Source organism: Streptomyces sp. NPDC007205 (genome assembly GCF_040634095.1).
Classification (GTDB): Bacteria; Actinomycetota; Actinomycetes; order Streptomycetales; family Streptomycetaceae; genus Streptomyces.
The window spans coordinates 179,623-200,326 of the sequence record NZ_JBEYEW010000012.1 but is presented as its reverse complement, the minus strand read 5'-3'; the positions used below and the strand labels follow the sequence as shown (position 1 = coordinate 200,326).

The following is a 20,704-nucleotide window of genomic DNA, read 5'->3' as shown; positions in this document are numbered from 1 at the left end:
GTGGAACCAGGGGCGAACTCAGCCCATGAACTTCTTGAACTCGTCCGGCAGCTCGAAGTCCTGGCCGCCCTGCTGCGGTACCCCGAAGGCGTTCCCGCCCTGTGCGGCGGCCTCGCGGCGCTGGGCCTCCTCCAGCTCCTGCTGCTTGCGCTTCATCGGGTTGCCGGAGCGCTGCTTGCCCTTGGTCTTCTTCTGCTGCTTCTTCTGCCGGCCGGGGCCGCCGCCCATGCCCGGGAGCCCCGGCATGCCCGGCATACCGCCGCCCTGTGCCATGCGGGACATCATCTTGCGGGCGTCGAAGAACCGCTCGACCAGGTTCTTCACCGCGCTGACCTCGACACCGGAACCCTTGGCGATACGGGCGCGGCGGGAGCCGTTGATGATCGTCGGGTCCTGCCGCTCGGCCGGGGTCATCGACTTGATGATCGCGGCGGTGCGGTCGACGTCCCGCTCGTCGATGTTCTGGATCTGGTCCTTGATCTGGCCCATGCCGGGCAGCATCCCGAGGAGCTTCGAGATGGAGCCCATCTTCCGGACCTGTTCCATCTGGGACAGGAAGTCGTCCAGGGTGAAGTCCTGGCCCTTCTTGGACGCCAGCTTGGAGGCCATCTTGGCGGCCTCTTCCTGGCTGAAGGTCTTCTCCGCCTGCTCGATCAGGGTGAGCAGGTCACCCAGGTCGAGGATGCGGGAGGCCATCCGGTCCGGGTGGAAGGCGTCGAAGTCGTCCAGCTTCTCGCCGTTCGACGCGAACATGATCGGCTTGCCGGTGATCTGCCGGATCGACAGGGCGGCACCACCGCGGGCGTCACCGTCGAGCTTGGAGAGGACCACGCCGTCGAAGCCGACGCCGTCGCGGAAGGCCTCGGCGGTGTTGACGGCGTCCTGACCGATCATCGCGTCGACGACGAACAGGATCTCGTCCGGGGAGACCGCGTCGCGGATGTCCGCGGCCTGCTGCATCATCTCCTGGTCGATACCCAGGCGGCCGGCGGTGTCCACGATCACGATGTCGTGGACCTTGGACTTCGCGAAGTCGACGGAGTCCTTGGCGACCTTGACCGGGTCGCCGACGCCGTTGCCCGGCTCCGGCGCGTACACGGCCACGCCCGCGCGCTCGGCGACGACGCTCAGCTGGTTGACGGCGTTCGGGCGCTGGAGGTCGGCGGCGACCAGCAGCGGGGAGTGGCCCTGCTCCTTCAGCCAGCGGCCGAGCTTGCCCGCGAGCGTGGTCTTACCGGCACCCTGCAGACCCGCCAGCATGATCACGGTGGGCGGCTGCTTGGCGAAGCGCAGCCGCCGGGTCTCACCGCCGAGGATGGTGACGAGCTCGTCGTTGACGATCTTCAGGACCTGCTGGGCGGGATTCAGCGCCCGGGAGACCTCGGCGCCGAGTGCGCGCTCCTTGACGTTCTTGATGAACGTGCGGACGACAGGGAGGGCGACGTCGGCTTCGAGGAGCGCGATGCGGATCTCGCGTGCGGTGGCGTCGATGTCCGCCTCGCTCAGACGCCCCTTGCCGCGCAGATTCTTGAAGGTCGCTGAGAGGCGATCGGAGAGAGTATCGAACACGGCGGCGTCGGTCCTCGGAGTCGGGGGCAGTCTGAGCGTCTTCCAGGGTATCTGGCCCCGCAACCTCTTCGTCCTCGCCCGCCCGCTCGAGTGGGCGGGCGAGGACGACCGGGCCGCGGGGTCAGGCCCGCAACGTCTCCTCCAGCGTCCTCGCCGTCGACGCCGCGTCCTCCGCCGGCAGTGGCGCGCCGGTGCCGGTGGTGACGTAGAACGCATCGACGGCGTTGGAGCCCAGGGTGCTCACGTGCATGCTCCGCACCCGCACCCCCGCCTTCTCCAACGCCATGCCGATGCGGTGCAGCAGACCCGGGGCGTCCTGGGCGCGGACCTCGATGACCGTGGCGTGGTGGGAGGCGGCCGGGGCCACCGTCACACGGGGCGGTGGGGCGGTCCAGCCGCGCCGACGGGGGTAGGCGGCGTCCCGTTCGGCGAGGCGGCCGGCGATGTCCAGGGTGCCGTCCAGGGCGCGGACGAGGTCGGCGCGCAGCCGGGTGGCCTGCGGCAGGGAGCCGTACTCGGCGGCCACCCGCCAGTTGAGCAGCAGGACGGAGCCGTCTTCGACGTCGTCGGGCAGCCGCAGGGCGCGGAGTTCCGCCGTACGGACCGTGAGGCGGTGGACCGCGAGGACGCCGGCGACCGCCGGGAGCACGGCGGGCTGGTCGGGTACGGCGATGAGCAGCTCGACGCCGAGGGGTTCGCCGGAGCCGCCCTCCTCCGCGACCGGTTCCGGCTGGGCCCGCAGCGCGAGCACCGGGCCTCTCGTGCGGTACGCCTCGATCGCCAGCCGCTCGTGTTCGGCCGTGGGCGCGGCGGGCTCGGGCTCCTCGGGGACGTCCCCGGCGAGCACGGCGGAGACACGGCGGACCAGGTCGGTGACGAGGGACCCACGCCAGGAGGACCAGGCCGCCGGTCCGGTGGCGAGGGCGTCGGCCTCCGTCAGCGCGTGCAGCAGCTCCAAGGTGCTCTGGGTGCCGACCGCCTCGGCGACCGAGCGGACCGTGGCCGGGTCGTCCAGGTCGCGTCGGGTGGCCGTCTCGATGAGCAGCAGGTGGTGACGGACCAGCAGGGACAGCACGGCCACGTCCGCGCGGTCGAAGCCGATCCGCGCGGCCACGTCCTTGGCGATGATCTCGCCCGCCACGGAGTGGTCGCCGGGCCAGCCCTTGCCGATGTCGTGCAGCAGGGCGGCGACCAGGAGCAGGTCGGGCCGGCTGACGCGGCGGGTCAGTTCCGAGGCACGGACAGCCGTCTCGATCAGGTGCCGGTCGACTGTCCAGATGTGGACGGCATTGCGCTGCGGGCGGAAGCGGACCCGCTCCCAGTCCGGCAGCAGGCGGCTGATCAGGCCTTCCGCCTCCAGTGCCTCCCAGACGTCCACCGTCGGGCGTCCGGAGCCGAGCAGCGTCACCAGCTGTTCCCGGGCCTCGGCGGGCCAGGGCGTGGGCAGGGGGCGCGCGGTGGCGGCCATGCGCCGTACGGCGTACAGGGAGAGCGGGAGGCCGGCCTGCGCGGCGGCGGCCGCGGCGCGCAGGGGGAGCACGGGGTCGCGCTCCGGGCGTGCGGCGCGGGCGAGCACCACCTCGCCGTCCTGCTCCACCACGCCCTCCGCGAGTGGCGAGCGCTCGGCGACGGGCTTGCCGCCGCCCAGCATGGCGCGCAGGCGCGGGCGGACGGCGCGCGACCGCAACACGCGCCCCACCTCGCGCCAGGTGACGTCACTGGCGTACGAGATGACCCCGGCGGCCTCGTAGACCTGCCGCAGCAGCGTGTCCGCGTCCAGCAGCCCCAGCTCGGCCGCCACCTGGTCCTGCTCCTGCAGCGCGAGCCGGTCGGTCGCGCGCCCCGTGGCCAGATGCAGCGCGTCGCGTACGTCGAGCAGGCGCCGGCGGGCGTCCGCGAGGCCCTCGCGCGGGGCGTCGGCGAGCCAGGAGGCGGCGACGGCGCGCAGGGCGGTGGCGTCCCGCAGGCCGCCGCGGGCCTCCTTGAGGTCGGGCTCCAGCAGGTACCGCAGCTCGCCCTGGCGTTCGGCGCGCTCGGCGCAGAGTTCCCGGAGTTCGGGGAGGCGTTTGGGGGCCTGGTTGCGCCAGTCGGCGAGAACAGTCGTACGGAGCCCCGCGGTGAGGCCGACGTCACCGGCGAGATGGCGGGCGTCCAGGAGGCCGAGCTGGACTTTCACATCCTCCGTAGCCGTCTTGCGGGCCTCCGCGGGGGTGCGCACGGAGTGGTCGAGGGCGAGGCCGAGGTCCCAGACGGGATACCAGAGGCGGTCGGCCAGCGCGGCGACCGCGCTGGGGTCGGAGCCGTCGTGCAGCAGCAGGAGGTCGAGGTCGCTGCGCGGGGACAGCTCGCCGCGGCCGTAGCCGCCGACGGCGACGAGAGAGACCCCGTGCACCCCTTGCGCCGCCGGGGTGAAGAGCCCCGCGAGCCAGTCGTCCGTCAGCTCCGCGAGGGCGGCACGGCGCGGCGGCCCGGACCGCGCCCCCTCGGTGAGGAGGCGCAGCCGGGCCGCCGCGTAACCGCTGGGTCCTGAGCCCTCTGCTTCCGTGCGCACGTCCGTTCCCGTCACCCAGCGACTCCCGTTCTCACCTGTGGTCAGAGCGCGTCCGGACCGCGCTCGCCGGTGCGGACCCGTACGGCCGTCTCGACCGGCACGGACCAGACCTTGCCGTCACCGATCTTGCCGGTGCGGGCCGCCTTCACGATGACCTCGACCAGCTGCTCGGCGTCGTCGTCCTCGGCCAGCACCTCGATGCGGATCTTGGGGACGAGGTCGACGGTGTACTCGGCACCGCGGTAGACCTCGGTGTGGCCCCGCTGCCGACCGTAACCGCTGGCCTCGGTAACCGTCAGGCCGTGGACGCCGAAGGCCTGAAGTGCCTCCTTGATCTCGTCCAGCCGGTGGGGCTTGACGACGGCGGTGATGAGCTTCATGCGTCCACCTTCTTGGTCTGCGCGGCGGCCAGGGCCGGGGCGTGGGCGAGGGAGCCGATGACACCGCCGCCGGCGCCGCTGAAGTCGTAGGCGGTCTCGGCGTGCTCGGCCTGGTCGATGCCGGAGATCTCCTCGTCCTCGGTGACCCGCATGCCGATTGTCTTGTCCAGCAGGAAGGCGAGGACCGCGGAGACGACCAGGGAGTAGGCGAGGACCGCGCCGACACCGGCGCACTGCTTCCACAGCTGGGTCCAGGTGTGGTCGCCGTAGAAGACGCCGGTCGCGGTGGACTGGCCCTTGCCGGTGGCGAAGAAGCCGATGAGCAGGGAGCCGAGGATGCCGCCGACCATGTGGACGCCGACGACGTCGAGGGAGTCGTCGTAGCCGAACCTGAACTTCAGGCCCACGGCCGCGGCGCAGGCGACACCGGCGATGGCGCCGACGGCGATCGCGCCGAGCGGGGAGATCGCACCGCCGGACGGGGTGATCGCGACCAGACCGGCGACCGCGCCGGAGGCGGCACCGAGGGTGGTGAACGCGCCGTGCCGGATCTTCTCGTAGGCGAGCCAGGCCAGCATGGCGGCACCGGTGGCGACCTGCGTGTTGACGAACATCAGCGCGCCGACGCCGTCGTCGTTGCCGAGCCAGGAGCCCGCGTTGAAGCCGAACCAGCCGAACCACAGCAGCCCTGCGCCGAGCATGACCAGCGGGAGGCTGTGCGGGCGCATCGGGTCCTTCTTGAAGCCGACGCGCTTGCCGATGACGAGGATGACACCGAGGGCCGCCGCACCCGCGTTGATGTGGACCGCCGTACCACCCGCGAAGTCGATCACACCGAGCTTGTAGGCCCAGCCGTCGGAGCCCCAGACCCAGTGGGCGACCGGGACGTAGACGATCGTGGCCCACAGGGCGATGAACAGCGACCAGGCCGAGAACTTCACCCGGTCCGCGAGGGCGCCGCTTATCAGGGCCGGGGTGATGATGGCGAACATCATCTGGAAGACCATGAAGACGAAGACCGGGATGGTGTAGCCGGGCCACAGGTCCGTCAGCCCGATCCTGCTGAGGCCGAACCAGTCGGAGTTCCAGCCGATGAGGCTGTTGTGCTCGCCGAAGGCGAGGGAGAAGCCGTAGAGCACCCACAGGACGGTGACGATGCCCATGCTGATGAAGCTCATCATCAGCATGTTGAGGGTGCTCTTGACGCGGACCATGCCTCCGTAGAAGAAGGCCAGGCCCGGGGTCATGACCAGCACCAGGGCGGAACAGATGAGCATGAAGCCTGTGTTCGCGGCGGACAGCTTGGGTGCCTCCGCGGCAAGCAGGATGGCTGGGGCCATCGGCGTCTCCTCGTCGGTTGGTACGGCCCCGTGCGGGCGGTGCCTGAGCGGTCCGGCGGGTCGGGGGGTGTGGGCCGGTTATGCGCCATGAGACTGGCGCAGCGCGGTTTCGGTGGAAGCCCCTCGTTGTTTCGCCGGGGTGACAAGGGCGCCCTGCTTGTTACGCCTGGATGAACCGCGGGACTCCGGGCTCGCCGATCGTTATCGTGGCGCAACCTCCTCCGGAGGGTCCCTCCGGAGACAGGCCGGCCGCGGCGGCCCTCTCCGATGACCTGGCGTGGGGGAGCCGAGTCGGGCAGTTCGGGAGGACCGGCCGCGGCCGGGGCACGGTGCCGGAGGTGTCAGACCGCTTCGGCGGTCTCCGGCAGTTCGACGGCGAGCTGGTCGGTGAGGTCGACGACGGCGGCGAGATCGCCGTAGTCGCGTACGGCCGTGTCGACCGTCTTTCGAATACGAGTGTTCACACGCTCGGAGCGGACCTTCTTGGCGACGTTCATGGCTTTGGAGGCATAGGCGGTGCTCTGTTCGGGCTCGCGCCGGAGCAGATGCACGGTGGCCATGCCGATCAGGTTGAGCGCGTACGACCGCTGGTGCTCACTGTCCCTGGCGAACAGTTCCACCGCGCGCTGCATGAGCGGCTCGGCCAGGGAGGCGTAGGCGGGGCTGCGTCCGGCGACGTAGGCGAGGTCGCGGAAGGAGTGGGAGTTCTCGCCGTACAGCTCGGCCTCGGAGAAGAAGCGGATCCAGTCGGGGTCCGGCTCGTCCCACTCGTCGGCCTCGGCGAAGGTGTCCTGGGCCATGCGGACCGCGCGCTTGGTCTTGCCGGGCTGGCCCATGTTGGCGTAGGCGCGGGCCTCCATCGCATACAGCATGGACTGGGTGCGCGGGCTCGCGCAGTCGCGGCTGCCGTACTGGGCGAGGTGGATCAGCTCCAGCGCGTCGTCCGGCCGGCCGAGATGGATCATCTGGCGGCTCATGCTGGAGAGGATGTACGAGCCGAGCGGCTTGTCACCGGCCTCCTTGGCCGCGTGCAGGGCGAGGACGAAGTACTTCTGCGCGGTGGGCTGGAGCCCGACGTCGTACGACATCCAGCCGGCCAGTTCGGCGAGCTCCGCGGCGACCTTGAAGAGCTTGCGGGCGGTGGCCTCCGGCTGGGGTTCCTGGAGCAGGTCGGTGACCTCGTGCAGCTGGCCGACGACCGCCTTGCGGCGCAGGCCGCCGCCGCACTGGGCGTCCCACTGGCGGAACATCCGCGTGGTGGACTCCAGCAGGTCCAGCTCGGGCTTGGAGAGCCGGCCGGGCCTGCGGGAGTCGAGGACCGGCTCGGGCTCGGCGAGGACCGGGGAGGCGGGGCTCGGGACGAGCCAGCGCTGCATGGGCTCGATGAGGGTCGGGCCGGCGGACAGCGCCAGGGAGGTGCCGAGGAAGCCGCGCCGGGCCAGCATCAGGTCGCTGCGCGAGAACTCGCTGAGCAGGGCGACCGTCTGGGGGGCGGTCCAGGGCAGGTCGACGCCGGACGCGGAGGGTGACTGGCGGGCGGCGCGCAGGCCGAGGTCCTCGATGGAGACCACACAGCCGAAGCGCTCGGAGAACAGCTCCGAGAGGATGCGCGGGATCGGCTCGCGCGGATTCTCCCCGTCCAGCCAGCGGCGTACGCGCGAGGTGTCCGTGGAGATGTGGTTGGCGCCCAGCTGGCGGGCCCTGCGGTTCACCTGGCGGGCCAGCTCGCCCTTGGACCAGCCGCTGCGCACGAACCACGAGCCGAGCAGCTCGTTGGGACGCTTGTCAGCGTTCGCCCCGCTACCGCCGTTGCCACTCACTGGAACGCCCCCATTCCTGTTGCGATCCCCGGTCGCCCCGGTAGGCAGACCGCCGCGCGCCAAGCCCTATCAGAATGCCGGTAAATACGGCTTCCCGTCCGGAGGTTCTCACCCTTCGAACGGGCTGACGACTCGCCTCCGGCATACCCATGGGTGCATATGCCTCCCGGACTCGCACACTCACAGTAATCCTACGATCACCCGCTCAGCCACGGGGATCCCGGAAACGCCACCATTCGCCACCCCTTCGAATGAACTCGCGGACGCTCGCACACGATTCACTTGACATAGGACGGCCGGAAGTGGGCGGAGTGAAGCACGCAGGAGCGCATAGCCCTCCGTGCGCCACCCCGTCGCGCTTCAAGGCGCCGCCTTGGCCTGGCGTCGGGACGGGAAGGCGGAGCCGTAGCGTTACGTTCCGCTTCCGTCTCGTTCCGTGTCGTAACCACCGGCGCGCAGGACCCGTTGGAGGGGGCATGGGCTTCACGATCGGCGGCATTCGCGAGATCCGCTCCGGCACGCGCCGGCGCGGCCGTTCGTCGGAGTGCACCACCGTCGCCGAGTTCACCGGACTGTGGGGCTGGGACGTGGTGCCGGGCGCGCGGGCCGCGGCGGGCGTCTGTTCGTGCGGGCACGCCGACTGCCCGGCGCCCGGCGCGCATCCGCTGGACTTCGCACCGCAGGTGCCGGCCGGGGCCACGCTGGACGAGGTGAGCAAGGCCTGGTCCGAGTTCCCGGGCGCCGCGGTGATGCTGCCGGTGGGCCGGGCGTTCGACACCATCGAGGTCTCCGAGGCCGCCGGCCGCCGCGCCCTGGTCCGCCTGGAGCGCATGGGCCTGCCCCTCGGTCCGGTGACCGCGACCCCGGACGGCCGTGCCCACTTCTTCGTCGCGCCGGGCGCCGCCGCCGAGCTCCCCCTGCTGCTCTACCGCATGGGCTGGGACGACCCCTCGGCCCTGGACCTGCGCGGCCTCGGCCCCGGTACGTATCTCACGGCGCCGCCCTCCGACCGGGGCGGGCTGGGCCCGGTGCGCTGGCTGCGCCCACCCGCGCTGGACTCGGCGACACGGCCTCCGGCGGCGCGGTTGCTGCTGGGGACGCTGGCGTATGTGGCGCATCGGTCGCGCACACAGGCGTAACCCGTGCCGGTAGGACGAAGCGCCCGTCCCCGACTGTGCGGGGCGGGCGCTTCCTGTCAGCTGCCGAATTCGGTAACCGGTCAGTCACCGATCAGCGCGTCCACGAACGCCTCCGGCTCGAACGGCGCCAGATCGTCCGCGCCCTCGCCGAGTCCGACCAGCTTGACCGGCACGCCCAGCTCGCGCTGGACCGCGACGACGATGCCGCCCTTGGCCGTACCGTCCAGCTTCGTCAGGACGATGCCGGTGATGTCCACGACCTCGGCGAAGACACGGGCCTGCACCAGGCCGTTCTGCCCGGTGGTGGCGTCCAGCACGAGCAGCACCTCGTCGAGCGGCGCGTGCTTCTCCACGACCCGCTTGACCTTGCCCAGCTCGTCCATCAGACCGGTCTTGGTGTGCAGGCGGCCGGCGGTGTCGATGAGGACGACGTCGACCCCCATCTCCTTGCCTTCCTTGACCGCGTCGAAGGCGACGGAGGCGGGGTCGCCGGCCTCGGGCCCGCGCACGGTGTGGGCGCCGACCCGCTCGCCCCAGGTCTGCAGCTGGTCGGCGGCGGCGGCGCGGAAGGTGTCGGCGGCGCCGAGCACGACCGTGCGGCCGTCGGCGACGAGCACGCGGGCGAGCTTGCCGGTGGTGGTGGTCTTACCGGTGCCGTTGACGCCGACGACCATCACGATGCCGGGCTTGCGGTCCTCGGGCTCGGTCCTGACCGTGCGGTCGAGGTCGGTGCCGACCAGCTTCAGCAGCTCCTCGCGCAGCAGGCCGCGCAGCTCCTGAGGGGTGCGGGTGCCGAGGACCTTCACGCGCTCGCGCAGGCCCTCGACCAGCTCCTGGGTGGGCTGCACGCCGACGTCGGCGGTGAGCAGCGTGTCCTCGATCTCCTCCCAGGTCTCGTCGTCCAGGTGCTCGCGCGAGAGCAGCGTGAGCAGGCCCTTGCCGAGGGCGTTCTGGGAGCGGGACAGGCGGGCGCGCAGCCGGACCAGCCGGCCCGCGGTGGGCTCCGGGATCTCGATCTCGGGAGCCTCGACGACAGGAGGTTCCTCTACGACGACCGGTGCCGGGCCGGGAAGATCCACCTCCTCGATCGTCCGGCGCGGTTCGTCGCGCGGCGTCTCGGCCTCGTCGCCGACATGCGGCTCGGCCGGGGGCGCGGTGATGTCGGGCGTCTTCGGGGGCGGCGGAGGCAGCGGCTTCCGGCGCCGGCTGCCCACGACCAGCCCACCGAGCGCGACGAGCACGACCACGGCGATGACTACAGCAAGGATGACGGTTTCCATAACTCGTCCAGTATCAGCCATGGGCTACGACGCGAGGCTGTTTGTGGCTTCCTCCGAGAGACAAACGCCACTTAAAGCGAGGAGTCGGAGCAAAGTACGATGGTGGCGACTCTGTTGACGCGCGTAGAGTCCCGATCGTCACTGTCCCCCCACGTCTGGCCCCTTTTTCATGAGCAAAACCGTCGAGACCGAAGGCGCTCTCGAGACCCGTGGTATCGAGCAGGTCCCGGATCACGAGCGCACCGCGAAGACCCGTGAGCTGTTCCCCACCTGGGTCGGCGCCAACATCAGCGTGCTGCTGCTGACCATGGGCGCGAGCCTCGTCGTGGCGTACCACCTGAACATCTGGCAGGCACTCGTCGTCGCGGTGGCCGCGCCGGTCGTGTCGTACGGCCTGGTCGGGCTGATCGGCATCGCCGGCAAGCGGGGCGGGGCGCCCGGCATGGCGCTGTCGCGCGCGGTCTTCGGGCAGCGCGGCAATCTGCTGCCCGGGTCGCTGATCTGGGTCGCCCGCTGGGGCTGGGAGACGATCAACGCGGTGACCGGCGCCTACGCCATGCTCACCATCCTGGACATCCTGTTCGGCCTCAAGGCGAACAGTGTGCTGGACATGGTGACGCTGCTGGTGTTCGTCGTCGCGACCTTCGCGATCTCCGGGCTCGGCATCAACGCCGTGCAGAAGTGCAACAAGTACGCGACCTATTTCTTCGGCGTCTTCTCGGTGCTGGTCCTGGTCTACCTGGCCGTCAACACCGACTGGCCGAAGGTCGTGCACCACGGCGGGGGCTCGACGGCCGCGGTGATCACCGGCGTCGGCATGATCGCGGCGGGCGGCGTCAGCTGGATCCCGACCGCGCCCGACTTCACCCGCTACCTGCCGCGCACGGCGTCCTCGAAGGCGATCGTCGGCACGGCGGTCGGCGGTGCCGGCATCGTCGTTCTGCCCATGGTCCTCATGGGCGCGGTGATGGCGGTCTCCACGCCGGACCTGGCCTCGGCCACCGACCCGGTGTCCTTCCTCGGCGAGATCCTGCCGACGTGGATCGCGGTGCCGTACCTGTTCATCGCGCTGATCGGCATGCTGCTGATCAACTCGATGTCGATGTACTCGGCGGGCTTCACCGCGCAGACCCTGGGCTTCAAGGTGCCGCGGCACTGGGCGGTCTCCGTGAACGCGGTGATCTCGCTGATCTTCGGCGGGGTGCTGATGCTGGTGGCGACGAGCTTCATGGGCTCGTTCATCGCCTTCCTGTCGCTGCTGGCCGTCGCCTTCTCCGCCTGGGTCGGCGTCTTCGGCGCGGACATGCTGCGGCGCACGGAGTACGACGGCACGGCCATGGCCGACACGACCCGTGCCAGCGCCTACTGGTACCGGGGCGGCTTCTCCCCCGCGGCCGTGGCCGCCTGGGCGATCGGTCTGGTCTCGGGCCTGATGTTCACGACCTCGGACTGGTTCACCGGCCCGCTCGCGAAGAACAACGTCATCGGCGAGTACGGCCTCGGCTGGGTCGCCACGATCGTGATCTCGGGCGCGCTGTACCTGGCGCTGCCGAAGCCGGTGGTGACAAAGCCGGCGGAGGTCGCCGAGCCGGCGGACGAGCCCGCGGCCGTCACCGTCTGACGGATCTCGAACCGGCCGGACACCATGGCCATCTGACGCTACGTCAGCTACCGTCCCCCTCCACCGCACCGCACGCACCGGAGGGGGACTTCCCATGCCCGTCACGGTCGTCCGTTTCAATCTCGTCGCTCCCGGCGCCGCCCCCGCCGCCCTCTCCGCCCGCTACCGGGCCGCCCTGGAGATGGCCGCGTACGCGGACGAGCACGGGATCAGCACCGTGCAGACCGAGGAGCACCACGGCGCCGCCGACAACTGGCTGCCGTCGCCGTTCGCCTTCGCGGGCGCGGTGTTCGGGGCGACCCGGAACATCGCGGTGACGGTGTCGGCGGTGATCGGCCCGCTGTACGAGCCCCTGCGGCTGGCCGAGGAGATCGCCGTACTGGACCTGCTGAGCGGCGGGCGGCTGGTGACGGTGGCCGGGATCGGCTACCGGCCCGAGGAGTACGCCCTGTTCGACGTCGACTGGACGCGCCGGGGCCGGCTCCAGGACGAGCTGCTGGAGACCCTGCTGAAGGCGTGGACCGGCGAGGAGTTCGCGTACCGGGGCCGTACCGTACGACTCACCCCGCGCCCGTTCACCGACCCGCACCCCCTGCTCCTGGTCGGCGGCTCCTCGCAGGCCGCCGCCCGCCGGGCCGCCCGGCTCGGCCTGCCGTTCTTCCCCAGCGCGTATCTGCCGGAGCTGGAGGCGTACTACAAGGAGAAACTCACCGAGTACGGCACCGAGGGCTGGGTCCTGATGCCGGCCGCCGAGACTCCCCTGCTGCACATCGCCGAGGACCCGGACCGGGCGTGGGCGCACTACGGCGAGCACGTCCTGCACGAGGCCCGGACGTACGCCTCCTGGCAGTCGGGCCGGATCCGCTCGGCGGTGAGATCGGCGGCCACGACGGTGGAGGAGCTGCGGGCGGAGGGCGTGTACCGCATCCTCACGCCGGAGCAGTGCCTGACGCTGGGCGCCGACAGCCTGGTCCTGCATCCGCTGGTGGGCGGGATGCCGGTGGAGGAGGGCTGGCGCAGCCTGCGGTTGTTCGCGGAGCGGGTGCTGCCGGGGCTGGGCGGCTGAGGCGCCGGGCGGCTTGGTCGAGCGGCGAACGAATCCGCCGGTCGTCCCTCCGGACACAGTCCGCCGCCCCCGGACCGGGCAGTGGCCGGTGCGGGGGCGGCGGGGGGTGCGAGGAGAGGGGCAGCGGGGTCTTGGGCCCCTGCTCCTCGGTCTCGGGGGCTGCCCGTACGGGTCAGCCCATCTCCTCCAGCGACTTGCCCTTCGTCTCCTTGACGAACTTCAGGACGAACGGGATGGAGAGCGCGGCGCAGACCGTGTAGATCACGTAGGTGCCGGAGAGGTTCCAGTCGGCCAGCGACGGGAAGCTCGCGGTGATGGCCCAGTTGGCGATCCACTGCGCGGAGGCGGCCACGCCCAGGGCGGCGGCGCGGATCTTGTTCGGGAACATCTCGCCGAGGAAGACCCAGACCACCACGCCCCAGGACAGGGCGAAGAAGAGGACGAAGATGTGCGCGGCGATCAGGGCGGTCCAGCCCTGGGTGCTCGGGAGCCTGCCGTCGACCAGGTGGTAGCTGAACGCCCAGGCCTCCAGCGCGAGACCGACGACCATGCCGACCGAGCCGATGAGGGCGAGCGGCTTGCGGCCGACCCGGTCCACGAAGATCATCGCGATCACGGTGCCGATGATGTTGATGATCGACGTCGTGAAGGAGTAGAAGAACGAGTCCGTCGGGTCGACACCGACCGACTGCCACAGCGTCGAGGAGTAGTAGAACGCGACGTTGATGCCGACGAACTGCTGGAAGACCGACAGGCCGATGCCGATCCAGACGATCGGCTTGAAGAAGAAGCCACCGCCGAGCAGGTCCTTGAAGGCGGACTTGTGCTCGCTCTTCATCGCGTGCTCGATCTCGGCGACGCGGGCGTCCAGGTCGGTGTCCTTGCCCTCGACCTCGGCCAGGATCTCCTTGGCGCGCTCACGCTTGCCGACGGAGAGCAGGAAGCGCGGGGACTCGGGGATCGCGAAGGAGAGCATGCCGTAGAGAACGGCCGGGACGACCATGACGCCGAGCATGACCTGCCAGGCCTCCAGGCCCATCAGGTGACCGCGCTGGTTGCCGCCGGCGGCGTTCAGCAGGCCCCAGTTGACCAGCTGCGAGACGGCGATGCCGACGACGATCGCGGCCTGCTGGAAGGAGCCGAGCCGGCCGCGGTAGGCGGGCGGGGCGACCTCGGCGATGTAGGCCGGGCCGATCACGGAGGCCATGCCGATGGCGAAGCCGCCGACGATGCGCCACAGGGCGAGGTCCCACAGCGCGAAGGGCAGCGCGGAGCCGACGGCGCTGATGGTGAAGAGGACCGCGGCGATCTGCATACAGCGGATACGGCCGATACGGTCGGCTATGCGGCCCGCGGTGGCGGCGCCGACGGCACAGCCGATCAGGGCGACCGCGATGACCTGGGCGAGGGCTGCGGAACCGATGTCGTACTTGGTGCGGATGGCCTCGACCGCGCCGTTGATCACGGAGCTGTCGTAGCCGAAGAGGAAACCGCCCATGGCGGCGGCCGCCGCGATGAAGATGACGTGCCCGAGATGTTCGGGATGAGCCGTCCTGGCTCGTGACTGAGGTGCCTGCGCTGTGCTGGTCACGTGAATCTCCTCGGGCCGCGGCAACGCTGCCGGGGTGGGGGTCGAGCCCTTACAGGTGAGACCTGAAGGTAAAAGCAACGTTGCAGAGACTATGCCTTCAAGTTTCGAAGTCAATAGGTCAAACGCTGTGAGTTTTCAGATACAGCCCACCCCTCGGTGTTCACTTCTTGAACACCGAGTCAGTTGATCTTGAATAGCCGCGCTAACGGAGGCGCTGGGAGATGACCTTCGAGACGCCGTCGCCCTGCATGGACACGCCGTAGAGCGCGTCGGCGACCTCCATCGTGCGCTTCTGGTGCGTGATCACGATCAGCTGCGAGGCCTCCTGCAGCTCCTGCATGATCCGGATCAGCCGCTGGAGGTTGGTGTCGTCCAGCGCCGCCTCGACCTCGTCCATGACGTAGAACGGGCTCGGGCGTGCCTTGAAGATCGACACCAGCAGGGCCACGGCCGTCAGCGAGCGCTCACCACCCGACAGCAGGGAGAGCCGCTTGACCTTCTTGCCCGGCGGGCGCGCCTCGACGTCCACGCCCGTGGTGAGCATGTTGTCGGGGTCGGTGAGCACGAGCCGTCCCTCGCCGCCCGGGAAGAGCCGGCTGAAGACGCCCTCGAACTCGCGGGCCGTGTCCCGGTAGGCCTCGGTGAAGACCTGCTCGACGCGTTCGTCGACCTCCCTCACCACCTGCAGCAGATCGGCGCGGGTCTTCTTCAGGTCCTCCAGCTGCTCGCTGAGGAACTGGTGCCGCTCCTCCAGCGCCGCGAACTCCTCCAGCGCCAGCGGGTTGACCTTGCCCAGCTGCTGGTACGCACGCTCGGCGGCCTTGAGCCGCTTCTCCTGCTCGGCGCGCACGAAGGGGCGCGGCTGGTTGCGCGGGTCCTCCGGGTCCTCGGGCAGCTGCTCGCCGTCGGCGGGGGGCGAGGGCGGCACGGGCTGGCGCGGACCGTACTCCGCCACCAGTCCCGCCGGCTCGACACCCAGTTCCTCCAGCGCCTTGGTCTCCAGCTGCTCGATCCGCAGCCGCTTCTCGGCGCCGAGTACCTCGCCGCGGTGCACTGAATCGGTCAACTTGTCGAGTTCGGACTTGAGTTCGCGTCCGGCGGTGCGCGCGGCGGTCAGCTCCTGCTCGCGCTGTGCCTTGGCGGCCTCGGCGGCGGTGCGTTCCCGTTCGGCGCGGGCGAGGGACACCTCGATGTGCGCGAGGAGCTGCCGGGTGCCGGAGGCGACGGCCCCGGCGACCGCGGCCTCGTGCCGCAGCCGGGCCCGGCGCTGCTCGGCACGCACGCGTGCCTCGCGTTCCGCGCGGGCCGCCCGGTCGAGGGAGTCCGCCCGTCCGGCGAGGCCCTTGACCCGTTCCTCGTGGGTACGGACCTGGAGGCGGGCCTCCATCTCGGTCTGGCGGGCGTTGGCGCCGTCGGCGGCGAGCCGGTCCCGGACGGAGGTGTCCGGCTCCTCCTCGACCGGCATCTCCTCGGCGACGGCCAGCCGCTCGGCCAGTTCCTCGGCCTCCTGTACGGCCTTGTCGAGGGCCTCCTGTGCGCGGGCGGCGGCGGCCGCGGACCGCTCGGCCTCTCCCGCGGCCCCGCGCGCCTGTCCGGCGAGCCGGCCCAGCTGCTGGGCCACCGCCGACTTCTCCCGGTCGGCGGCCCGGCGCCGCTCTCCGAGCTCTTCCACCAGGGCGGCGGCGTGCCTGCGGCGCTCGGCCGCCGTGTGCTGTGCCCCGGCGAGTTGCTCGCAGCGGACCGCCAGCTCGGCGAGCTCGGCCGCGGCCTCGTCCACGGAGGCCTGTACCTCCAGCAGGCTGGGGGCGCCGGCCGAGCCGCCCTGCGCGAAGTGGGCACCGAGGAGGTCGCCTTCGGCGGTGACGGCGGTGAGTTCCGGGTGCGCGTGGACGAGGTCTTCGGCGTCTTCGAGGGTGCCGACGACGACGATTCCCTGCAGGAGGCGGCGGACGGCGGGGAGGAGTTCGGCGGGGCCGCGCACGAAACGCTCTGCGGGTTCGGCCGTGCCGGGCAGTCGTTCGTCTGCGGGTTCGTGGGGGCTGGGCAGTCGTTCGTCTGCGGGCTCGTGGGGGCTGGGCAGTCGTTCGGCTGCGGGCTCGTGGGGGCTGGGCGCGCGGTTCCCCGCGCCCCTTCGGGGCGCTGCAGCCGGCGCCTCTTCCTCCGGGGCCCCCGCCAGGAGCAAGGCTGCCCGGCCGCCGTCCTGTTTGCGCAGCAGCCGGATCGCCTCGGCTGCCGCCGCCGGACTCGTCACGGCGATCGCGTCCGCCGCCGCGCCGAAGGCTGCCGCCAGCGGTACTTCGTAGCCCGGCGTGACCGTCAGCAGTTCCGCTGCCGGGCCGAGGACTCCGGCGAGGCGGTCCCTGGCTCCCAGCAGTGTTCCGGTGCCGTCTTTTCGTCTGAGGCCCAGGGCCAGGGCCTCCTGCCGGGCCTGGGTGGCGGCGCGGGCGCGTTCCGCCGCGGTGGACGCCTCCCGGGCCGCGCTCAGGGCGGACTCGGCCTCCGCCAGCTGCCGCTTGGCCGCGTCGTGCTGTTCGGCCAGGTCCGCGTCGTCCGCGTCCAGGCCGTCGACCTCCGCCTTGAGCGCCTCGTACTCCTCCTGGGCCCGGACGGCACGTTCCTGCGCCTCGTCGCGGGCCGTGGCCAGGCGGTCGATCTCGGCCTGGGCCGAGGCCGCGCGGGAGCGGGCCGCGTTGACCTGGCCGGTCAGGCGGGCCAGGCCCTCGCGGCGGTCGGCGATGGCGCGGGCGACGTCCTTCAGGCGGCGTTCCTCGACGGCGAGCTCCCGCTCCAGCTCGGCACGGTGCGCGACGGTGTCGTCGAGAGCGCGCTGGGCCGCCTCCAGGGCCGCCTCCAGCTCGGCCTCCTGCTCGCGGATGCGAGCGGCCTCGCGCTCCAGGTCCTCGGGGTCGCGGCCGCGCCGCTCCTCCGGTGGCGCGGAGGTGGCGCTCTTCACCCGTGCGTCGGCCAGCGAGACGGTGCCGCGGACGCGTTCGGCCAGCTGGGAGAGCTCGTACCAGGTCTGCTGGGCGCGCTGCAGGCGCGGCGTGAGCTGCCGTACCTCGTCCTCCAGCAGGCCCTCGCGGTGCAGGGCCTTCTTCAGCTCCTGCTCGGCCGTCTCCTTGCGCTCCTTCAGGGCCGCCTCGTCGGCGATCTCGGCCTTGAGGGCTTCGCGCAGTCGTACGAGGTCGTCGGCGAGCAGGCGCAGGCGGGCGTCGCGCAGGTCCGCCTGGATGACGGCGGCCCGGCGGGCCACCGCCGCCTGGCGGCCGAGCGGCTTGAGCTGGCGGCGCAGTTCGTCCGTGAGGTCCTGTACGCGCGCGAGGTTGGCCTGCATCGCGTCCAGCTTGCGCAGCGCCTTCTCCTTGCGCTTGCGGTGCTTCAGGACGCCCGCGGCTTCCTCGATGAAGGCGCGGCGGCCCATCGGGTCCGCGTGCAGGACGGAGTCGAGCTGGCCCTGGCCGACGATGACGTGCATCTCGCGGCCGATGCCGGAGTCGGAGAGGAGTTCCTGGATGTCGAGGAGGCGGCAGGTGTCGCCGTTGATCTGATACTCGCTGCCGCCGTTGCGGAACATGATCCGCGTGATGGTGACCTCGGCGTACTCGATGGGCAGCGCGCCGTCGGAGTTGTCGATGGTCAGGGACACCTCGGCGCGGCCCAGCGGCGGACGGCCGGTGGTGCCGGCGAAGATGACGTCCTCCATCTTGCCGCCGCGCAGCGACTTGGCGCCCTGTTCGCCCATGACCCAGCTGAGCGCGTCCACGACGTTGGACTTGCCCGAGCCGTTCGGTCCGACGACGCACGTGATGCCCGGTTCGAACCGGAGCGTGGTCGCCGAGGCGAACGACTTGAACCCGCGGAGGGTCAGGGCCTTGAGGTGCACGCCGCTGGACTCTACCGGGCGCCGCTATCTCACTCCATGAACCTTCGCAACCGCGCGGTTTCGCCATTGAACATGCAGGGCACACCGTACGTTAAAGACAGTGAAAGGATGCGCGGGGCAAGAAAGAAGGGACGCCGAAGCGTCCCTTGCAGCTCTGACGGCCGGGTTACGGTCGCCTGATCAACTGAGCGGGTTGATACGGCGGCCCGATCGCTGCGACTGCTGTTGTGGAGCTGATGCAGTGATCAGGTGAGCGCAGGCTCCGCCTGGTGTGCGTCGATGCTCTCCATGATCCTGTCCTGAGAGGCGGCAGCCGACAGCGCTTCGTTCTCCGCCTGAATCCGTACGAGCTCGGACTCCAGGTCCTGGACGCGCTGCTGCAGCCGTCGCATCTCGGCGAGGAGTCGAGGGTCGGAGCCGCCGACGTAACCGAGAAGCGCCTTTGCCATGATGGATGGTCCTCCACACTGAGTGACCGACCGATGCGGTGTGGGTCGTGAGGGATTCGCACCCGCGGTGCTTGGCACATCCGGGTGTTGCTCTGCTGTTGCTCCATGCCAAACAGCTAAGGTGCGCGGGGCTTTCAGCGTCTCACCAAAAAGTTTGACGGTCAACACGATCACGCCCTGTATTGGGGGGCAAACCGGGCGTGCGGCCGGGAAAGCGGCGGCGCTGCGACTCATCCGGGGCCCTCAGGGCGTGACGATCAGATGTACCAGCCGGAGCCTCCCATGTCGGGCCGTTCTTGGCAACCACCAGGTCGTTTCCGCTCTGCGCGGGCGCTCCGAGAGCTCGCCGCGCGCCCGTCCGCGCGCCTCCACAGCACCGGCTCAGCGGATGGCGAAGCCGTCGTAGCCGCCGCGGGGTGTGTCCCAGATCTCGGTGACTCCGTCCACCCTCCCGGGCGTGTCGTCCCCCTGCAGCCAGTCCAGCAGCCCCTCGCAGCCCTCGCGGCCCCCCTCCGCGACCACCTGCACCCGACCGTCGGCCAAATTGAGAGCAAATCCACTCAGGCCGCCGATCTCCAGCGCCTTGGCCCGCGTGAACCAGCGGAAACCCACACCTTGCACGTGCCCACGCACCCAGGCGACCAGTCGTACTTCCTCGCTCATGGGTGCAACCTAACCGGCCGGTGTCGGTCGGGACACGTCGCGCCCCGGCGCCATGGGGTACCGTCCGGACCCAATGCATCTCATATGAAACTCACTCGATCGAGTGAGTCGGGTTGGCCAGAGGGAGTCACTCGCCAGCGAGTCACTCGCCCGCGCAGGCGCCGGTCGACCGCGAGGACGAGGAGAGGGCAAGGACATGGGACGCCACCGACGCATCGCCGCCGGCCGCGCCGCCACGGGCCGCGCCACGGGGGTCATACGTACGGAGCGCTCCGGCGCCGGTAACGGCGGCCCGCGGGACTCGTACGCGGGTGCGGCACCCAGGGGCATCGCGCCGTATCTGAACCCGGAGGCCTACGCCGAGGCGACCGCCAAGGCCCACGCCTATCTGTTCGCGGCGGACGGCGAGGGCCCTGCGGCCGGCGGCGGCTTCACGCCGGGCAGCGACCCCTCGCACGACCGCCGGCGCCGCAGGAAGGCCCGGAAGCCGGTGCGCGCGGGCCTGCTCGGGGTGTCCGCGGCCGTCGCCCTCGGTACGGCCGCGGTGGCCACGGGCGTGATGCCCGGGCTGCAGAACTACAGACTCGGCGGCGCCACGGACACCACGGGCGGCGAGCGGGTGCAGGCGGTGGTCACGCCGAGCAACACGGCCGCCGAGCAGGGCGGCACCTCGGGCAGCGCCGACAGCCGCGGGGGCGGCGCGGGCACCGGCCGTCACGCGGCACGCCCGGAGTCCCCGAGCCCGTCGGCCTCCGCGTCGGCGTCGCGCTCGGTCTCCCCCACGCCCACCCCGTCGAAGCCGGCGCCCGAGCAGCCGACACCGGCGCCCACCCCGTCGAAGCCGAAGGGCACGAGCAGCCCGTCACGTACGGCGTCCAAGACCCCCGAGACGCCCAAGACCCCTGAGACGTCCAAGACCCCGAAGGCGCCCAAGGTGCCCGCGGCGAGTTCCGCACCGGCGACGGTGTCGGCGCGGGCCGCCGCCGAGGCGGAGGTGCTCAGGCTGGTCAACCAGGAGCGGGCGAAGGTCGGGTGCAGCCCGCTGGCGGCGAACTCCTCGCTGACCAGGCTGGCCGAGACGTTCAGCGACGACATGGCGGCGCGGGACTTCTTCGACCACACCGACCCGAACGGCAAGACGCCCTGGGACAGGGCGGCGGCGGCCGGTGTCACCGACCTCGGCGGCGAGAACATCGCCCGCGGCCAGGCCGACGCGGCGGCCGTGATGAAGGCCTGGATGAACAGCCCCGGCCACCGCGCCAACATCCTGAACTGCGACTTCAAGACCCTGGGCGTCGGCGTCCACTTCGGCCCGGGCGGCCCTTGGTGGACGCAGGACTTCGGCTATTGAG

14 protein-coding genes are annotated in these 20,704 nt (G+C 71.2%); 4 read left to right on the top strand and 10 right to left on the bottom strand.

The window, feature by feature from the left end; translation table 11 throughout:
* Nucleotides 1–18 precede the first annotated feature (18 nt).
* From ffh to ABZ624_RS21735, 5 genes are all read right to left on the bottom strand, one after another.
* A complete protein-coding gene (gene ffh, locus ABZ624_RS21755; protein WP_360091181.1) occupies nucleotides 19–1,569 on the bottom strand; it encodes a signal recognition particle protein in 1,551 nt (516 codons plus the stop codon).
* A 121-nt stretch (nucleotides 1,570–1,690) separates the two neighbouring features.
* The gene (locus ABZ624_RS21750) at nucleotides 1,691–4,135 is read right to left on the bottom strand and encodes a [protein-PII] uridylyltransferase (protein WP_360091177.1); all 2,445 of its coding nucleotides are present in this window, start codon (nucleotides 4,133–4,135) and stop codon (nucleotides 1,691–1,693) included.
* A gap of 26 nt (nucleotides 4,136–4,161) precedes the next feature.
* A complete protein-coding gene (locus tag ABZ624_RS21745; protein WP_031167312.1) occupies nucleotides 4,162–4,500 on the bottom strand; it encodes a P-II family nitrogen regulator in 339 nt (112 codons plus the stop codon).
* Nucleotides 4,497–5,840 carry an ammonium transporter gene (locus ABZ624_RS21740; RefSeq protein ID WP_360091174.1) on the bottom strand — a complete coding sequence of 448 codons (1,344 nt, stop codon included), beginning with the start codon at nucleotides 5,838–5,840 and terminating at the stop codon, nucleotides 4,497–4,499. The genes ABZ624_RS21745 and ABZ624_RS21740 overlap by 4 nt, the downstream gene beginning before the upstream one ends.
* Before the next feature lie 341 nt (nucleotides 5,841–6,181).
* A complete protein-coding gene (locus ABZ624_RS21735) occupies nucleotides 6,182–7,660 on the bottom strand; it encodes a hypothetical protein (RefSeq protein WP_360091171.1) in 1,479 nt (492 codons plus the stop codon).
* 476 nt (nucleotides 7,661–8,136) lie between these two features.
* Here ABZ624_RS21735 and ABZ624_RS21730 point away from each other — a divergent pair, with 476 nt between their 5' ends.
* Nucleotides 8,137–8,799, top strand: coding sequence for a bifunctional DNA primase/polymerase (locus ABZ624_RS21730; protein WP_360091168.1), 663 nt, complete (start codon nucleotides 8,137–8,139; stop codon nucleotides 8,797–8,799).
* An 80-nt stretch (nucleotides 8,800–8,879) separates the two neighbouring features.
* Here ABZ624_RS21730 and ftsY read toward each other — a convergent pair whose 3' ends face one another.
* Nucleotides 8,880–10,079, bottom strand: coding sequence for a signal recognition particle-docking protein FtsY (ftsY, locus tag ABZ624_RS21725; protein WP_360091165.1), 1,200 nt, complete (start codon nucleotides 10,077–10,079; stop codon nucleotides 8,880–8,882).
* 169 nt (nucleotides 10,080–10,248) lie between these two features.
* Here ftsY and ABZ624_RS21720 point away from each other — a divergent pair, with 169 nt between their 5' ends.
* Nucleotides 10,249–11,700 (top strand): cytosine permease, encoded by a 1,452-nt coding sequence (locus ABZ624_RS21720; RefSeq protein WP_360091162.1) that lies wholly within the window; start codon nucleotides 10,249–10,251, stop codon nucleotides 11,698–11,700.
* Nucleotides 11,701–11,794: 94 nt separating this feature from the next.
* On the top strand, nucleotides 11,795–12,766 hold the full coding sequence (locus ABZ624_RS21715; protein WP_360091159.1) for an LLM class flavin-dependent oxidoreductase: 972 nt from the start codon (nucleotides 11,795–11,797) through the stop codon (nucleotides 12,764–12,766).
* A gap of 172 nt (nucleotides 12,767–12,938) precedes the next feature.
* Here ABZ624_RS21715 and ABZ624_RS21710 read toward each other — a convergent pair whose 3' ends face one another.
* The 4 genes from ABZ624_RS21710 to ABZ624_RS21695 all read right to left on the bottom strand — a co-directional run bounded on the left by ABZ624_RS21710 (nucleotide 12,939) and on the right by ABZ624_RS21695 (nucleotide 19,352).
* Complete coding sequence (locus ABZ624_RS21710; protein ID WP_360091156.1) at nucleotides 12,939–14,357, bottom strand: sugar porter family MFS transporter; 1,419 nt, start codon at nucleotides 14,355–14,357, stop codon at nucleotides 12,939–12,941.
* A gap of 202 nt (nucleotides 14,358–14,559) precedes the next feature.
* Nucleotides 14,560–18,240, bottom strand: coding sequence for an AAA family ATPase (locus tag ABZ624_RS21705; RefSeq protein WP_360091153.1), 3,681 nt, complete (start codon nucleotides 18,238–18,240; stop codon nucleotides 14,560–14,562).
* A gap of 245 nt (nucleotides 18,241–18,485) precedes the next feature.
* A complete protein-coding gene (locus ABZ624_RS21700; RefSeq protein ID WP_031167290.1) occupies nucleotides 18,486–18,689 on the bottom strand; it encodes a hypothetical protein in 204 nt (67 codons plus the stop codon).
* 381 nt (nucleotides 18,690–19,070) lie between these two features.
* A complete protein-coding gene (locus ABZ624_RS21695; RefSeq protein WP_360091150.1) occupies nucleotides 19,071–19,352 on the bottom strand; it encodes an acylphosphatase in 282 nt (93 codons plus the stop codon).
* A gap of 196 nt (nucleotides 19,353–19,548) precedes the next feature.
* Here ABZ624_RS21695 and ABZ624_RS21690 point away from each other — a divergent pair, with 196 nt between their 5' ends.
* Nucleotides 19,549–20,703 (top strand): CAP domain-containing protein, encoded by a 1,155-nt coding sequence (locus ABZ624_RS21690; protein WP_360091147.1) that lies wholly within the window; start codon nucleotides 19,549–19,551, stop codon nucleotides 20,701–20,703.
* The last annotated feature ends 1 nt before the right edge of the window (nucleotide 20,704 follow it).

Bases quoted from the DNA above. Each gene is read 5' to 3' on its own strand.
- ABZ624_RS21745 (WP_031167312.1), bottom strand. From the start codon at position 4,500: ATGAAGCTCATCACCGCCGTCGTCAAGCCCCACCGGCTGGACGAGATC.
- ABZ624_RS21740 (WP_360091174.1), bottom strand. From the start codon at position 5,840: ATGGCCCCAGCCATCCTGCTTGCCGCGGAGGCACCCAAGCTGTCCGCC.
- ABZ624_RS21730 (WP_360091168.1), top strand. From the start codon at position 8,137: ATGGGCTTCACGATCGGCGGCATTCGCGAGATCCGCTCCGGCACGCGC.
- ftsY (WP_360091165.1), bottom strand. From the start codon at position 10,079: ATGGAAACCGTCATCCTTGCTGTAGTCATCGCCGTGGTCGTGCTCGTC.
- ABZ624_RS21720 (WP_360091162.1), top strand. From the start codon at position 10,249: ATGAGCAAAACCGTCGAGACCGAAGGCGCTCTCGAGACCCGTGGTATC.
- ABZ624_RS21715 (WP_360091159.1), top strand. From the start codon at position 11,795: ATGCCCGTCACGGTCGTCCGTTTCAATCTCGTCGCTCCCGGCGCCGCC.
- ABZ624_RS21700 (WP_031167290.1), bottom strand. From the start codon at position 18,689: ATGGCAAAGGCGCTTCTCGGTTACGTCGGCGGCTCCGACCCTCGACTC.
- ABZ624_RS21695 (WP_360091150.1), bottom strand. From the start codon at position 19,352: ATGAGCGAGGAAGTACGACTGGTCGCCTGGGTGCGTGGGCACGTGCAA.
- ABZ624_RS21690 (WP_360091147.1), top strand. From the start codon at position 19,549: ATGGGACGCCACCGACGCATCGCCGCCGGCCGCGCCGCCACGGGCCGC.